This window comes from Rhodoferax sp. GT1R46, from assembly GCF_056521285.1.
In genome coordinates, this window is sequence record NZ_JBWMBC010000003.1 from 1 (window position 1) to 15,247 (window position 15,247).

A 15,247-nucleotide genomic window follows, 5' to 3' on the forward strand; every position below is an offset into this window, starting at 1 on the left:
CCGGCCAGCACCGGGTAATTGAATGACTGAAGTGTGCACGTGTCCACCTTATTGAAGTGGACACCATGCTCCCAACTATTGCCGCCTCCAACAAGATGGGTTTGCCGCGCGCTTACATTGGACGCTCCAATTGCCATTTCATTGCGAATGTTTACGGGGCATTGGGGTCTTTTGGGATGGGGCTACCTTTTCAAAGAAGGTGTCCATCCTTCCTGGCAAGTTCGAATTGGAGGCTCCAATTTTTCAATTTCCTTCATCAGATCCTTGTCGTCTCTCGATTTAAAGCCAGAAGGAACCCTGAAAAAATGTCGCTAAACAGCTAACTTAATTTCAATCACTGGGGGTGAATTCCCCGCCCCTTGGGGCGTAACGGTATTCGCAATATAGCCCTTATAAATGCTTCTAACACTGGCAAATAATATCAAATATGCCATGCTACACAATTTCAATCAGAATGAAAGTTTCTATATAATACAAACATCTACTACTTTTTACTTTTCATTTCTTGCTATATTTCTTTTAATGCCTTCAAGGCTGCTTTCTTGCTTTTTTTAGATTCTTCCATTGCTCTTTGCTCATGAATTGCATCTATAGCTTTTTTCATATATAAATCCAACTCTTCTTTGCTTAAAGTTAAAAGACGCAAGTATTCAGGGTCTTTATGCAGTTTTTCCATTACGTCGTCATCTTGACTCATGATTTATCTCCACAAAAAATTCATATTTTCACGAATAGCGTTTAGCAGTCGCCGCCTTGATGCCTGCCAGGAGCACTGCTGCAGAACGGCGGGTACAGTGTCCGAAGGCACTGAAAAACGTAGGTGAGCCCAATCGGAGCGATACCGCACCCCTTGGAGCGCGGATGTTCACTCACCTACCAGCGTCAAAAATTTCGAGGTGAGTAAATAGCAGCCAGTTCTTTTCATGAAAGCTTGCGGCAATCAAAGAATGTAGGCCGGGGGTCTCCCTTAAGTGCCAAGTAAGCAACAAGTCATTTTTCCAACCTCACCCACATCGGTAAATGACAAGTTGCATGATCGCTCTTCAGCGATCATCTCAGCACTATGCTATTTTTATGCTGAGATCCAATAGAAAAAATAAAATTTACTGGATCCAGACCGGTTCAAATTTTCCTACGAAACAATTCTAATTGAATTCATGAAAAAATGCAACACAAAGTCCTGAAAATATGCATGCAATTATGTGGATTTTAATGGAACTTTAAATTCATATATTGTCGTTAGTGCTAAGCATACAAGTGAAAGTTTTTCGCTGAAGAAAAAATCCTGTTAAATTCAATAAATTCAACAGCCTAGAGCCGAATCGGCGAACTATATTATTGTTATAGCTAACAGACTAGACGAAAATATAAGACCAACCTAGAAGATCAAATTTTTACCCTCTCATCAATCAAACGAACCCAATTTTTCGATTGTTGATTATTGAGTTGTTGCTGCAAGACCACGAATTCATGTCGATTTCACTTTTCCGGTTAGCAACTGCAATTCCGATAGCCGATTGAAAACGAATTTTGCACTGACGCAAACTCAAACTTTGAGCTTGGTCAAGAATGTTTTCCGGCAAACTTTTATCAAAAGCAATGCCCAACTTATCAATTTCTTCTTCGAAAATACTTCGCGATACTTTCCTCAATTGACATGGCGTTAGTGGTTCAATTTCAAAAGTTAGCACACGAGACATTATTGGTTCTGGTATCGAGGCTTCATTACCCAACAAGATGAATCGTACAAAGGACGCATTGATGCTGATGCCCGGTAGGGCCTGATCTTCAAACACTGTTGCAGTGTCTTCCTCAAGCAGAGAATAGAGGCTTGCAAGTGGGTCGTAATCTTTTGCCCTTGCCTTTTCAACTTCGTCAATGACAACGAGGGGGTTAGCAATTGGCCCATACCCATTCACTGGGTATGCAAGTCGCTCAAACAGCAGCCCAGGACTTGAGTTACTAAAGAACGTAGAGGACCCGCCAAGGCTCATACCGTTTGTCTCCGCCGCTATGACGATATGCAGGGGCTTCGTCACGTTAAATATCTTTTGCAATGACCTAGCGAACGCATTTTTTCCACAACCGGACGATCCCAGCAGGAAAATTGGTTGCATCCGATGAGCGCCTAATCCACCATGTGTAACCAACGCTAGATGAGGCCGAATTACCGTGGAAATTACGCGTTCGAAATTGGGAAATTTTACGGCGAGTACATCCAGTTCCGCTTGCCAGTCCGATACAGGAAGTCGAAAAGGCCGAGTCGGGCCTGACTCAAACAAACTCATCATGATTTTTTTGTAGCGCGTACGTACATCGGAATCACGAGATACGGTCACAGCCTCCGCTTCTGCTTCGAATACTAGGTTGCCAAAAATAATGACCTGCTTCTCATTTCGACCATTTACCGATACCTCTTGGCAATCACTTTTCGTGTCCTGTGATTGGGCATTGTTTGGCTTCGATTTATGAGCTTTGAAACTTTGCATTTCAAACATGTCTTCTGTACCAAATAGTTTTTCATCATCTGAATATATCGACCAGGCCATTTTCTTGAAGTCGGCTATTGCGCGCTCGATTACTAGCGCATGTCGCCTCGTCAGATACGGGCGGGCACTGAATTCGATTTGTAAATGTCCTTGAAACTCATCGAAGCCTACGAAGGCAATTTCAGGCGGTTTTGTCAGTAAAAGTAACTCGACAGTTTTCAAAAATGCCTCAGTTATGAAAGTCCATTTTTTCGAAAAATCGCTGGCGTAATTAACTTGCATCCAAGCTGGTAATTGTGACTTCCTACTCAATTCAAAATCATTCATTTTTATGCAACTCCTGCACTTATAGCGCGAGGAAGTTGCACTTCAACTGAAGCACAAAAATAGTTTTTGGAGAGCATAAGTTTTCCGGTTGTGCCAACCTTGCGAATACATAATTCGCAGCTACTCACTGAAGTAATTTCAATGAAAAATCCGGACAATCCGGATGACAAAAACGGAACGCGATCACGCAATGAAACAGTATTGCGTTTAGCGTAAAGATTTAGATAAAAATACTGTTACTTCAGCTGTTTAACGTCCTCGTTGAACTAATTTCAACAGATAGAAATCAACAAAATCGACAGCGACTTTGGTTGCTGATAGTAACAGTGAGTATTTCGCAATGCATGTACGTAATGTACGATTGATTCCGGAAGTTTTGTGCAGAAATGTTGCGTAAAAAAAACGGGCACGAAATAGATAATTTACTACAACACGACGGAGTCAGTCTATCGTATACGCAACTCCGTCGCTTCTATACGACTAAGCTATTCTGCAGTTTTCAACTTAGGTGGACGTCCAGGTTTTGCCCCTGGTTTTGGTACTTTCTTTACACCTTCCCCATTTGGCGCACGTGGCTTGCGCAGCACAATGACACTTTTAAGCTCTGCTAGTGTCAACTCGTATTCTTTGATGGTCTTAAGTACATCGGCAAGCGCAGCTGCTCGCCCAGCTTTCTTTGCAGCTTTAATTTTTTCGGCGATTTTTGCTTGATCTTCGAGCAACGTTTCCAGAGTTTCTGGCTTTTCTATTTTCATATTTCCTTAGGATTGAAATTAAAAAACAACACGAATAATGCCATATTTTTGAAATTTAAATTAATTTTCTTAACTTTCAAAGAGCATAGCGTCATTCGACCCCAAGCGCCTTGAACACCGCATCCACAGGATCCGAATAAAAACTGGTCTGGAATTTTGCAAACAGCTCACCGGGCACGGACGGAATGTCGGTAACGCTCGACATAGGCAGCAAGATCCGCTTTGCACCAGCATCAAACGCAACCTGCATGCTTTCAGCAAGGTTGCGCACCTGCACAACGGTGCCGCCAAGGCTCATGTTGCCCATGACGGCCAGCTGGGACTGCACAGGCTTACCCAAGGCAGCGGAACATAGAGCAATGAAGCTTGCCAGAGTAAACGTCTGCGGCATACCGCAGTTTTGAAGATCAACCAGGTGGGTGTGAAAATCGCGCTCACCGGGCTTTATGGATGCGCTGATGCGAGATGAATTAGCTTTGAAGTAATCAAAGGCTACCCAACTTGAACCATTTATCGATGGCATCGGCAAAGCTCTGCTTGCGCATTTCGCGCAGGTATTCAGCCAGGTAGTCAACGATCAAGCCGTATTGGTTGGTGAAGAATTCAGGCCGCATTTTCGGGATTTCCCAACCTGGCACATAGGCATGGAAGCGGTCGAAAAACGCAGAGTCAATCATTGCCTCGGGGAATGGCGAGAACAGATGACTGGTCTTCACCAATGATTCCACGGACTGCCCTTGGGGCAAGTTGCCAACAAACACCATGGCAGCACTCGCATTGATGGATTCACGGCCACGGCTGAACGAGCCTGATGCCATGTAATCTTTCATGATCTGAACGCCATCGTGGTCTTTGAAATTGATACCGGCCACTTCGTCAAAGGCCACCACATCCCAAAGGCCAACCAAACCCACCTTGCGCGCACTCATGTTGTAGAACAGATTCGCAACGGTTGTTTGCCCACCGGAAACCAAGATGCTGTTGGGGCTTATTTCCTTGTAGATGTGGCTCTTGCCAGTACCGCGTGGCCCTAGTTCGCAGAAGTTGTAATTGTTTTCAACTAGCGGAATCATCCGGGCCAGCAAATGCCATTTGGCTCGCTCTTTAAAGTGGCTCGGCTCCATTCCAGTGGAACGAATCAGGGCATCGATCCACTGCTCGTCCGTGAATGACTTGCGCGCCTCAAACAACTGCGGCATATCCATGTTGGGCATCTGGATTGGCTTGAGCTCAGTGACTGAAAAAGGCGAGCCTTTTTGGTCTTCTTCAAAGTGGTATTTCAGGGTAACGATGCACCAGATTCCACCCACCAGCAGCTTCTCAAACTGGCGCACATAGGTGTCAGAGATCTCAGCATTTTTTACACCCAGGTTCGAGAGCAATGCTTCATACACATCGCGCTTTTCATTCAGCTTGACGGTGACCTTGTCGATTACTTTATACGTACCACTTTCGCGCACATTCGACTTGACCTTCTCGGCTTCGTCGGGGCGCACATAGTTCTCCGTGAGGATGCGTTTGACGTTGACCAGACCGTTCTTAATTACCGCTTCGTCATTACTTGCGCAGTACATGCCTAGCAGGTACTCCAGCACATAAACGGGCACGTTGGCCCCCTCTTTAATGAGCTTAGTAAGGTCTTTGCGGACCACTTTGCCGGCGAAATGCGTGTTCAGCAAATCGTCAAGGCTGGTGTCGCTCACGATGTCGGCCTGTGGCTCTGGGGTTGAAGTTGTTGTGGTCATTTATTGATCTCAGAAATCGTTCCCAAACGCCAGATCCACCTTGATGGGTAGGCGCATCACTTCCACTTTGCTGACGGCATCACGCATTACTAGGTCATAACGCTTGTGGGGGTCATGCGAGCCCGCCAACACGGTCAACAAAACGGAGCGTTTGCGCTCATCCAGCAGTTGCGAGGTGCTGTCAAACGTAATGGACTGCACATCGCTGATAGGCTTGTCTCCATCCTGGCTGTCGCGCAGTGAAACTACAACTGATCTTGGCAACACTTTTTCGGATACAGCATCGGTCTGGATAAATTCAAACCTTTGGGTGTTGGTCACCACCTTGTTGACGGCACCCAACAGACTCACGCTCACGAATTTTGTTTTAGCGGTTTCGGATTCACTTTCGCGAACGGTAATCACTGGCACCACCACCTCCTGCGGCATGGCACTGCCATGAACAAAACGCGCGCCGCCAGCAAAATGAAAGCGGCTGGCACCTTTGGGCACCCAAAAGTCCAGGCTGCCTTCAGCTGTAGTTCCAGCAGTGATAGCGGTATTGCCAGACCATGCTTTTGAAGAAGCACCCAAGTCACGACCAATCAAGTACCGCTTTTTCGCTTTGACTGTGCCAGCGGGTTTGTCGTCCAGGGTCGATTTATCAGAATCATCCAGCGCGGATTCCTGGTACATAAAGCCATGGTCGGCGGTGACCAGCACGGTGGAGCCATTCAGTCCATTAATAATAAAACCCAGCACTTGCGATAGCTCTGTCACGGTTTGCGCAGCCGCCTCAAAGGTTTTGGTCTCCGACACCTGCTTATCGCCAGTCATGTCGATACGGTCGTGGTAGATGTAAACAAGGCGTTGGTCACGCACCAGTTCTCGGCCCTTTTCTTTACCTAAAGCCATCAGGTCCTCTGCTTTGATCGCAATGCCGCCGAAGGTCCTCAGGTGGTCGTTGCGCTGCTCCAAGGAAGCCACGGAATGACCATCGGCCAACACATCCAAGTTGGCATTTTCTTTATAGCCCAAGGTTTGGTGCGGCAACAGTGCGGCCATGCCTAGCGCTGTATAGCTTGGCAATACGCCCAACATGCCATCCAGTGATGCCTTGAACCGGCTCTTGTTATTAGTGTGCTGAACAAGTTGTTGGGCAACTTCAAACCGGAATGCGTCAGAAATTAATACGTAAACCCGCTTCACACCACCATCAAACAGCGGCAGCACCTTGCGCGCGTAAAAATCCTGCTGAGGAGTGACATCGGGCAGTTTCCAATGGCTGAGCAAGCCCTGCGGGCCTTCCATTACCTTGGACCAAGCTGTGCTGAGTTGCGGAATAAACCATCCGGAATACACGCCCTCAATGGTTTCCCGCAACTCATGCAACACCGCCCACCCTGTGGGCTCCACGGCATCGGCGGCAGTATGAAAGTAGCGGTATAGCTGATCGAAACGGAATAATTCATCACGATATTTGGCGTACGCAGTGGACGGATCTGCAAAGCTGAAGCCCGCTGCATGCGTGGCCTTTAAACTGAAGAAATCGGCAGCTGCAGTCAATGCGTCGTAACACGCTGCCAAGGCGCGTGTGCGGTCACTGGCGCTGGCCAGCAAGGGGTTGGCCCAATGCCCTTCGCGCCGGCGTGCCATCAATGCGCGAACCACATCCATGTTGGCACCTGCACCAGTAACAATCCTCTTCTTGAGGTCTTGCACCACCCGCAATTCCACGTCCTCAAAAGTCATGCACTCGACCAGTTGCTCAGCGGTCTGGCTGGAAAGCAAGCCCTCTAAATTCAGCTCTTTGGCAACTGCCTGAGCCAAGGCGTTGTAATTGCCAAACTGGGCAATATCAGAGCGCCACCGCCCCACGAATACCGACGCATTGGCAGCCAAAGTTCGATCCGGCAACACAAAATGGGCCAACTGCCTGGGTGCATCACCCATCAAGCCACGGCAAAAGTCGGTTACCAAAATTCGCAACAATAAATCACGCAAATTGGGTTCGGCATCGGCATACCCCAACTGCAATTGCACAAGCGACCAGAAAGCGGGTGTCAGATCGTTGGCAGCAATTTCCAGCCAAGCCTTCGGCTGCGCCGACAAGTCAGCAGTGCCATCCGCCACCATCGCCCCATAAAGCCGCTGCAACATGGCAAACAGCTCTGGCTGATCGGCTCTAGACAGAACCGCAAGCATCTTTCTATCAAGGTCCACCGCTGTATCACCAGGCAGTACCAATCGTTTCAAGCGATCCACACGATCCTTGGCACGCAAAAACTTGACGCGATCTTTCAAGTGCTGGCGAAGACCCTGCGTGGTCAACCCCAAGTCTTCCAACAATATGGATGTGGAATCAGCGCGGAATAATTTACTGCGCATGCGTACATCCAGCAGCCAGTCTTTTGCAGGCTCCGGCTCTGGCTTGTTGCTGTACACCAGCCAACGTTGATTGGCGATGCGCTCCAGATCCAGCTTTACGCGCAATGTGGGTACGTCATCTAGGCGGATCAACTTCACGCCATCAAGGTTCAGACTGTCGAGACTATTTGCAAATTCAGCTTCTACGTCGTGCCAGAACACAACCGCATGGGTGGTGAACAAGGATGCCAGACTGTCAGCAATTCTTTGATTACTCATGAAAATGGATCGCCAGTTGCGTCAATTTGATTTCTGATTTTTGCTGCAAATATGCCAAGTTCATCTGGCACATTTGATCTTCGGTGTATTGCTAATTGCCCGACCGTTGAGCGTGATCCAAGTGCAGACAGATACGGTGACTCTGCACCCTTATCGGTAAGCAAAAGAAGTCTATGTTCAGCACGCGTCATCGCCACATAAAACAGCCGCCGTTCTTCATCAAGAACAGCACGCGGCGTAACCCCAAACGGCATAAACAGCAAGTTATCAGGGTGAATTTTCGGGAATTGCCTTTGGGTTGCATCCAAAATAATCACCGTGTGTGATTCTTGCCCTTTGGAGCCATGGGCAGTCATTGTGGAGATTTGCCCCTCTAAGGACTCTTTTGTTGCTGCGCTGAGCTTGCACAGCGCAGCAATAAGCCGATCTTTGAACGCACTGAGCTCGACCCCATAGACAAACCCGCCCCTGGCCAAAATCATGGTCTTTTCTTTGGGGGCTTCCAGAAACTTTTCAGCACAATATTTCAACGCCTGCGCAAGTCTTAGCATCGAGGGCGATGGTGCCCTGTTGTCTTCACGCTTTGGAAGAAAAAGTCGATCCTGATCTCGCTCCACCTGGTATTGATCACCATCACGGAACTCCAACCAAATATCACCCAGGTTTTGAGTTTTGATCAGCCCAAGGTTTGACTTACTGCTTTTGGCCGGCTGCCCCCGCCCCGCCATCAACCGGTTGCCAGCAGCCACCACCAACGAATCGCTGCGGTAGTTGGTTGTAACTCCCACAGCATCCGAGTTTGGGAAAAAACTGCCGAAGTTATTAAAGAATCGCAAATCGGCGCCGGCAAAGGCGTTGATGGCTTGCCAGTCATCGCCAACGGCAATCAGACGGATGCTCGGATTTGCCCTGAGGACCGCGTCGAGCATCTGAAAGTACAGCTCTGAAAAATCCTGATATTCGTCAAGCAACACCCACCGCAATTGCCCCAGCGGCATCATTCGGCCTTCACCCAGGTGGATACTGGCAGTTGTTCCCCGAACACGAACTTCTTGTGTGGCCTGCATGAGCAGATCGTCAAAGTCCATGGCTTGCTCTTCGGTCAGCATGGCTTCGTATTCACGATAGGCCCTTAACGCCAGTTCATGGAAAAGTCTCGCACGTGGCTCGATGTCTGGAGAATCGGCCAACTGTGCTGCGACTGTATCGACTGACCAGGCTCGCTTCTTTGACCGCTGAATGAATTGCAGGAACAACTCAGCCATACGGGAAATTGCGAAATCATTTTCAAAGACACGCCGAACAATTTCAGATTCCGACAGCAATGTGCATTTGATACCCTGCTTCTCCAGGATCCTTTGCAAGCTGGCCTCAAAGCCAACCCTACCGCTGCGAATCAACCCCGTGTGAGTCTCCAGAAGCGGGATCTGATGGCCGACCCTCAACACCCACAATGTGGACAGCACATGAAAGTCCAAACTCGCTTGCGCCATCAGCCGGAATTCAGCTTTTGGTTTCCCATCTTCACTTAATTTACAAAGATGATTCCATTCGTCAGCAGGCGAGGAGAAGAGCACGCCGTTCTTGACATCCTTACCCAACTCCGGCGACTTCAGTGATTTGGGTACCAATGTCCAATTACCAAGAAAGCTGCTGGCTTTGACCCATTCCTCATCGGCGCCATTTAACTTCGTCAGCAGGGACTGCAAATTCGCTTCCAGGTCGTCCTCGTATTTGGCAATCTCATTCGGCTGAGAGTTGGTCGAATAGTAGAGATCCACCTTGGCCTTACGGTAGGCCATGCCGAGGTCGACAAGGGTGAATTCCGATGGTGGAGTCTTGCTACTCATCCCCCGCTCCACCCGTAACCGCCTTTACATCCGCCAGCAAATCCCCGAACTTGCCATAGTTGACCTTCACCCCATCATCCAGATCCAATGTGATACGCATATCAGCGTAGTGGCGCAATTGTTCGTCGTAGGCCAGTAGCTCTACGTGCTTCTTCTTTAGCTTTTCCACTTCCTTGGCCAGCTTGTTGCGGACAGCGGTGCTGCTGGCGGCATTGGCATCTTTTTGCAGCATCTCGATGCGGCTGTGGATTTTGCCGGTGAGAGGTACGACGTATTCGGCGCGTAGGCGTGCCAATGTGCCTTCGGAATAGCGGTGCAGGTAAACCAGAGCCTGGAAGGCACCTTGTTTGCCGCTGCTGAAGAGCCAGTAGATTGGACGCTTCTTATAGGTTTGCAGGTGGTCTTTGAAAAACTTGTCTGCAATGTAGCGGCGGATAGTTTCGTCCGGAGTTTCGGTAGGCTTGGCACCTAAGCTTTCTGCCAACCAAGCCATGTTTTCTTCCAAAGTATCTGGCCCCCAGACAGCCTGCAAGAATTCGCGGATGCGGCTGCAGGCATCGTCGGCGAACCAGAGTTCGTCGGTGATGGGGACGATGCCATCCGCATCTGCGGGGAGGGTAACGTAGCGGCTAGACTCGAAGCCGACGTTGGCGTTGTCCATCCACCTTGATGGGCCAAGCCTGACCGGCAATAACGGTAACGTCACCCTGAGGTTGGCTGGGTGCTACTTCCAGCTTGTCGCCTTTGCTTGACAAACCTAATTGATTGGCACGGGCTGTGACAGCAGCGATGAAGTCTTTGCGTGCTTGCGGGGCGTAGGACTTGAGATTTGACTTGTTCATGTTTTTATATGGGAAATAGGGCTGTATCCCGCGTGAATTGTGCGGTAGCAGCTATCAAATTAGGAGTGGATGGTGGCTGATTTTGAGCGGCCACTACGCACAACTAAAGTCGGCCAACCAGGCAATTTGGCCGAGGTTTTGGGCCTTGGCGAAGTAACGACGGTCCGCCGTGACCAGCACCGCACCAGGAATAGAAAGTGCCACTGCGTGGTAAAGCGTGTCGAACAGGTGGTGGTCAAGTTGGCGAGCCAGTTCAATAGCTCGGCCGTAGGCCACTGTAGGAGCTGCCCAGGTGATGTTGAGCTGTGCCAAATCATCAATATATTGTTGTGCCCGATCTGGCTTGAGGCGGGACACCACTGCCGCCACTTCCGCCAAAAAATGGGGTGGCTGATAAAAGTCCAAGGTGCCGCGGGTGCTGGCTTTCAGAATCTCTAATGCAGGATCAATATCGTCTTCGCGCAATGCCCAGTCGCCTTCAGCAAACCATTTGACGGCCACGCTGGCATCTACGACACAAATCATGGACGGCCTTCTTCGCGGGCCACCCTGAACTCCGCCTCAGAAAATCGAGGGGCATTGATTCGATTGGCCAAAATGCGGTCTACGGCACTGCAATGCTGCTTGCGGCGCTGTTCGCGCTCCACTGCATCGCGCATTAAATCTGCAATGACGGCGCTTTTGTTCTGGCCTTCAAAAACGGTGTTGAACGCATTCTTGATGTCCTCGGGGACGCTGAAATTGACGGTAGACATAGTGAACCCTCGGTTGTTGAAACTTTCAACAACATTGTGATGCGTAAATCTGGATCCGTCAAATTGGCTCGAATGAATAAAGCCCTGATCCGTTGCGGCAAGCCACAAGTTCACGGAGCTTTTGTCCATTTTTGACGCGTTATGTATTACTTGTTGATACTTATCGCAATGAAAGTGGCGCATTAGCGCGTGGCTTTACTGCAGCCGTGCAAGTTGTCCGGAGCGAATGGCCGCCAGTAGCTCTGCTTTAAGCTTGTCAACACAGGCTTCCACGTCAGCTTCAGTTTCCAAATAATTCTTTGTAGAAAAGTCCGCCACCCTAATTACGCGGGTCGTTTTCGCCACTACCACCGGCACATTGGGATGACCGGTTTGCAACGGCTTGGCGGTGTCTCCAGGCATGGCCACCTGGTGGGGTGGTTTTACGGTGGAAGATTCGATCATGCTCACAGCATCGTCCATAGCATCACCACCCTGACCTTGCAGGTACAAGATCTGCGCAATGCTGGTTTGACTGGCGATGCGAGTTTTGATGTCTTGCAGTACTCGCAAAGCCTTGTTGCTGAGGTCTGATGAGGCGGCAGATGCGTTGAGCTTGGCCTGGACTTCGGCAATCTTGCCGTCGATAGACAGCAAGGCTTTTTCTCTCTTTTCTTGGGCCAACTGCTCATTAATAGCGCCGACAGTGGCCAACAAAGGCTCGATGCGGTTGAGGTCATTGGCGAACGCCTGTTGACCAAAACAGAAGCTGCCCATATTGCCTTGCGTGATGTGTTCGCCGCCAAAGGCGATGTTATTAATAACCAGCTCAGCTTCGTTGGCAATTCAGTGAGCTTGCTTGGCTACAAGGATGCTGCAGACTTTGTGGCGGTGTATCCCTTTGCGCCTTACCAGTTCACTTTGCTTCAAAAGATTTTTGAGGCTATCCGCAAGGTCGGCGCTACTGGCAAACACCTGTCTCGTGGTGAGCGCTCGTTGTTGGATGCATTCCAGTCCGCCGCAGTCCGCAATGCGGATCAAGGTACGAGTGTGCTGGTGCCGCTGTACGACTTCTATCCGTCTATTGAATCTTTCATCGACGGCATTGCCAAGAAATCCATTGATGAAGCGCCACTGAACCCTGGTTTGCAGCCCGCTGATGTGCTGCTGCTAAAAGCCATGTTTCTCATCCGCCATATCGCGGACATCGTCAAACCCAACGTCGAAAACTTGGCTACCTTGTGCTGCCCAGAAATCGATGCTGACAAGTTGGCTCTCAAGCGAAGCATTCAAGAGAGTCTTGCTCGCCTAGAGCAGCAGCGCCTGGTCAGCCGCAATGGCGACCTTTGGTTCTTCCTCACTAATGAAGAGCGGGACGTAGCAAGAGAAATCGGTCACGTAGAAGTCTCCGCAGCCGAAAAATCACGCTTGCTGGCGGATATCGTTTTCGATGAAATATTAAGCGGCCAAACCAAAGTTCGCCACCGTGACACCAAGGCAGATTACGAATTCAACCGCCTTATTGATGGTGCGCCTTGGCGCCAAGCCAACCAGACACTTATTTTTGAAGTCATCACGCCCTTAGGCGATGAATACGACCGCCTGCAGCCCGCCAAATGCATTTTGCGCAGCAGCGAAGGCCTGGGGCGTGCTTTGATTCGTTTGGATGAAGGCGACCGCCTGGACATCGAAATTACGCTCTACCAGCAAATTGAAAAGTACATCGTCAGCCCCAAGGCTGACCAAGCTACTCCATCGTTAAAGCGCATTTTGGGTGACCGCAAGGAAGAAAACCGTGAGCGTAGATTGCGTTTGGTTCATCAGATCTCGGGCCTTATCACTTCGGGTGACTTTTATGCGCTCGGCCAGCCGGTCACCATCAAGGCAGCAAACCCATCGACTGTGCTCGATGAATTGCTCAATTATTTAATCACCAACACCTACGCCAAGCTGCCTTATTTGAAGGTGCGCCAAGCCGACCCGATTGCTGAAATTAAAGCCGTTTTGATGGCCGACGATCTGGGGCAGCACGCCCTTGGTCTTGACGGCGATGCTGGCAACGCATTGGCCGTTAAGGAGATGCGCGACTATTTGCATATGGCCGCAAGCCAAAACCGTGTGCTGTTGTCCGATGTGCTGAACCGCTTTTCCGGCATTCCATGGGGATGGCAGCCCGAATGGGAAACAGTGCTGCTCATCGCGCGCCTGTTCATGGCTGGCGAAGTCAAACTGATGCTGGATGGATCTGAGCTGGACCCTGCTGCCGCTATGGAGCCATTGACCAAGTCCGCCAAGTTCAAACAGGTTTCCATTCTCAAGCGGAAAACCGCTGATGCCACCGCCATCAAGCGTGCGCGTGAGCTTTATAAAGATCTTTTCCAAAAACTTGGACGGGAAGAAGAAGACAGCCTGGTCACCGACTTCCGCACCCGTTTGACCGATTGGCAGTCGGACCTGAAAAGCTATTTGCTTATCGTCCCGAGCACGCAAGTAGCGGCGAACATCAGGGTGAATGTGTTGTGGGGTCAACTTCATGGAGCGGCCATTTTCCAAATACTTGGCCTCAACCAGAATGCGAACAATAACTTGAAAAAGCTTGGCTTTTGTAGATTCAGACCAGGCGGCCACAGCGGCATCTTGATGAGAACACTGGGTCAAAAAGTCTTGCCAGTCCAGCGGCGACAGTGCTACCTCAAGGCGCCGCTGGCGATCAGCGTACACATTGCGCATGAAGTCGCCCAAAAGCTCGCTGTGCTTTACTGAAGCGGCCAAAAGGAGCTGATTGACCACTTCGCTCTCCCGCTCCGAGATCATTTTCCAAGCCTGGTCATCAAGCGTCGCTAGACGACGCTGGATCAATCTAGCCTGGCGGCGTGCGGTAGCTGGGGTCTTTTTTTGCAGAATATTGTCGACTTCGATGGCCCGAAGCCAGGCGGCATCATCTGGATGCGTCAAAAGCAACGCGGCAATGCGCCTGCTCTCGGATGGCATCAGTGATCCAGCTGAAATTTCTGCGTTGTACTGCGTCATCCGAGCGCAGCGATGATGGAAATGCGAGTCATGACTCCCCTCTGTTATGAGGGGAGTTTAACGGGTGAAATATGAAGGCTTTGGCGTTAGCGTCAGCGGCGAAAGAGCCAAGGATTTAACGTTATCCGTATCCGGTGGCTGGTTCATTTTTTCTAGGCTTCAGCAGCGATTTTCCACAAGTCACGGTTAGCGGTTTTGACGGGTGCGCTGAATCGCCCATGGTGAATGAATGCATCTCCTCGCTTTAAAAAGGCAGTGAACAACTTCATTTGACGGCCATTCAAGTTGGCCTTTTGGATGTTCTCAATGCGGAAGTCCGCGGTGCTCTTGGTCATTTCAATCTCCCAACCCCTGTACCCGAGGTGCGGTGTCAGCGTTTTGCTGACTATGGTTTGAACTATGCGCACAGTGCGCGTTAAAAATAATATATGTGACGTAAAGTGAAATTTTGATAACCTGAATTTCACTATCAATTCATAACTGATGTGCCACTAATTAAACGGCGTACTCTTCATCACAATAAACGTATCTAAAAAATCCCATCAAATGAATTGGATTAAATTTACCATCTTTAATTTTTATGGAACTAACAACAACAGGATGATCATAGATTTCATGGTAAAGATTATAATTTTCAATTAAATCACTGAGATTATGAGAATCAACAATCATTCCATTTTTATCCTGCATCCAGCGCGCAGCAACTAAGTGCTTGACTTTTAGATTTTTTCTCACAAATCCAACGCTTCCGTTTTTTTCACCAGGATAAATTCTTAAGAATTTATCATAATTTTTCAGTAGGTTTTTTATATCCGATTCAATCATAAAACTCCAATAGTTAACTTAAACA

At 49.2% G+C, this 15,247-nt stretch carries 14 protein-coding genes and 2 pseudogenes; 1 reads left to right on the plus strand and 15 read right to left on the minus strand.

Annotation, left to right across the window (positions count from 1 at the left end; all coding sequences use genetic code 11):
- Positions 1-508: 508 nt before the first annotated feature.
- The 12 genes from AC097W_RS08530 to AC097W_RS08585 form a co-directional block, all read right to left on the minus strand.
- Positions 509-697 carry a hypothetical protein gene (locus AC097W_RS08530; protein WP_479602082.1) on the minus strand — a complete coding sequence of 63 codons (189 nt, stop codon included), beginning with the start codon at positions 695-697 and terminating at the stop codon, positions 509-511.
- Between the two features lie 712 nt (positions 698-1,409).
- Entirely contained in the window at positions 1,410-2,816 is a 1,407-nt protein-coding gene (locus AC097W_RS08535) for a hypothetical protein (protein WP_479602083.1), read from the minus strand.
- 485 nt (positions 2,817-3,301) lie between these two features.
- Positions 3,302-3,571, minus strand: coding sequence for a hypothetical protein (locus AC097W_RS08540; protein WP_479602084.1), 270 nt, complete (start codon positions 3,569-3,571; stop codon positions 3,302-3,304).
- 91 nt (positions 3,572-3,662) lie between these two features.
- On the minus strand, positions 3,663-4,094 hold the full coding sequence (locus AC097W_RS08545) for a S16 family serine protease (protein ID WP_479602085.1): 432 nt from the start codon (positions 4,092-4,094) through the stop codon (positions 3,663-3,665).
- Positions 4,057-5,316 (minus strand): protease Lon-related BREX system protein BrxL, encoded by a 1,260-nt coding sequence (gene brxL, locus AC097W_RS08550; RefSeq protein WP_479602086.1) that lies wholly within the window; start codon positions 5,314-5,316, stop codon positions 4,057-4,059. Before brxL ends, AC097W_RS08545 begins: the two co-directional genes overlap by 38 nt.
- Before the next feature lie 9 nt (positions 5,317-5,325).
- Entirely contained in the window at positions 5,326-7,941 is a 2,616-nt protein-coding gene (gene pglZ, locus AC097W_RS08555) for a BREX-1 system phosphatase PglZ type A (protein ID WP_479602087.1), read from the minus strand.
- Positions 7,938-9,791, minus strand: a complete 1,854-nt coding sequence (locus AC097W_RS08560; protein ID WP_479602088.1) for a 3'-5' exonuclease — start codon at positions 9,789-9,791, stop codon at positions 7,938-7,940. The genes pglZ and AC097W_RS08560 overlap by 4 nt, the downstream gene beginning before the upstream one ends.
- Positions 9,784-10,452, minus strand: coding sequence for a hypothetical protein (locus tag AC097W_RS08565; protein WP_479602089.1), 669 nt, complete (start codon positions 10,450-10,452; stop codon positions 9,784-9,786). Before AC097W_RS08565 ends, AC097W_RS08560 begins: the two co-directional genes overlap by 8 nt.
- Complete coding sequence (locus AC097W_RS08570) at positions 10,421-10,633, minus strand: hypothetical protein (RefSeq protein WP_479602090.1); 213 nt, start codon at positions 10,631-10,633, stop codon at positions 10,421-10,423. Before AC097W_RS08570 ends, AC097W_RS08565 begins: the two co-directional genes overlap by 32 nt.
- Positions 10,634-10,726: 93 nt before the next feature.
- A complete protein-coding gene (locus AC097W_RS08575) occupies positions 10,727-11,158 on the minus strand; it encodes a type II toxin-antitoxin system VapC family toxin (protein WP_479602091.1) in 432 nt (143 codons plus the stop codon).
- On the minus strand, positions 11,155-11,388 hold the full coding sequence (locus AC097W_RS08580) for a hypothetical protein (RefSeq protein ID WP_479602092.1): 234 nt from the start codon (positions 11,386-11,388) through the stop codon (positions 11,155-11,157). The genes AC097W_RS08575 and AC097W_RS08580 overlap by 4 nt, the downstream gene beginning before the upstream one ends.
- A 195-nt stretch (positions 11,389-11,583) precedes the next feature.
- Positions 11,584-12,024 carry a hypothetical protein gene (locus tag AC097W_RS08585; protein WP_479602093.1) on the minus strand — a complete coding sequence of 147 codons (441 nt, stop codon included), beginning with the start codon at positions 12,022-12,024 and terminating at the stop codon, positions 11,584-11,586.
- Between the two features lie 126 nt (positions 12,025-12,150).
- Here AC097W_RS08585 and brxC point away from each other — a divergent pair.
- Positions 12,151-13,776 (plus strand): annotated as a pseudogene (gene brxC, locus AC097W_RS08590) (BREX system P-loop protein BrxC); the annotation flags it as partial.
- A gap of 129 nt (positions 13,777-13,905) precedes the next feature.
- On the opposite strand, the pseudogene AC097W_RS08595 reads toward brxC, so the two are convergent.
- From AC097W_RS08595 to AC097W_RS08605, 3 genes and pseudogenes are all read right to left on the minus strand, one after another.
- A pseudogene (locus AC097W_RS08595) lies at positions 13,906-14,397 on the minus strand (DUF1819 family protein); the annotation flags it as partial.
- A gap of 152 nt (positions 14,398-14,549) precedes the next feature.
- The gene (locus tag AC097W_RS08600) at positions 14,550-14,732 is read right to left on the minus strand and encodes a hypothetical protein (protein ID WP_479602094.1); all 183 of its coding nucleotides are present in this window, start codon (positions 14,730-14,732) and stop codon (positions 14,550-14,552) included.
- A 160-nt stretch (positions 14,733-14,892) separates the two neighbouring features.
- Positions 14,893-15,222, minus strand: a complete 330-nt coding sequence (locus AC097W_RS08605; RefSeq protein WP_479602095.1) for a hypothetical protein — start codon at positions 15,220-15,222, stop codon at positions 14,893-14,895.
- Positions 15,223-15,247: the final 25 nt, after the last annotated feature.

Bases quoted from the DNA above. Each gene is read 5' to 3' on its own strand.
- AC097W_RS08575 (WP_479602091.1), bottom strand. From the start codon at position 11,158: ATGATTTGTGTCGTAGATGCCAGCGTGGCCGTCAAATGGTTTGCTGAA.
- pglZ (WP_479602087.1), bottom strand. From the start codon at position 7,941: ATGAGTAATCAAAGAATTGCTGACAGTCTGGCATCCTTGTTCACCACC.
- AC097W_RS08565 (WP_479602089.1), bottom strand. From the start codon at position 10,452: ATGGACAACGCCAACGTCGGCTTCGAGTCTAGCCGCTACGTTACCCTC.
- AC097W_RS08530 (WP_479602082.1), bottom strand. From the start codon at position 697: ATGAGTCAAGATGACGACGTAATGGAAAAACTGCATAAAGACCCTGAA.
- AC097W_RS08605 (WP_479602095.1), bottom strand. From the start codon at position 15,222: ATGATTGAATCGGATATAAAAAACCTACTGAAAAATTATGATAAATTC.
- AC097W_RS08545 (WP_479602085.1), bottom strand. From the start codon at position 4,094: ATGCCATCGATAAATGGTTCAAGTTGGGTAGCCTTTGATTACTTCAAA.
- brxL (WP_479602086.1), bottom strand. From the start codon at position 5,316: ATGACCACAACAACTTCAACCCCAGAGCCACAGGCCGACATCGTGAGC.
- AC097W_RS08580 (WP_479602092.1), bottom strand. From the start codon at position 11,388: ATGTCTACCGTCAATTTCAGCGTCCCCGAGGACATCAAGAATGCGTTC.
- AC097W_RS08600 (WP_479602094.1), bottom strand. From the start codon at position 14,732: ATGACCAAGAGCACCGCGGACTTCCGCATTGAGAACATCCAAAAGGCC.
- AC097W_RS08540 (WP_479602084.1), bottom strand. From the start codon at position 3,571: ATGAAAATAGAAAAGCCAGAAACTCTGGAAACGTTGCTCGAAGATCAA.
- AC097W_RS08535 (WP_479602083.1), bottom strand. From the start codon at position 2,816: ATGAATGATTTTGAATTGAGTAGGAAGTCACAATTACCAGCTTGGATG.
- AC097W_RS08570 (WP_479602090.1), bottom strand. From the start codon at position 10,633: ATGAACAAGTCAAATCTCAAGTCCTACGCCCCGCAAGCACGCAAAGAC.
- AC097W_RS08560 (WP_479602088.1), bottom strand. From the start codon at position 9,791: ATGAGTAGCAAGACTCCACCATCGGAATTCACCCTTGTCGACCTCGGC.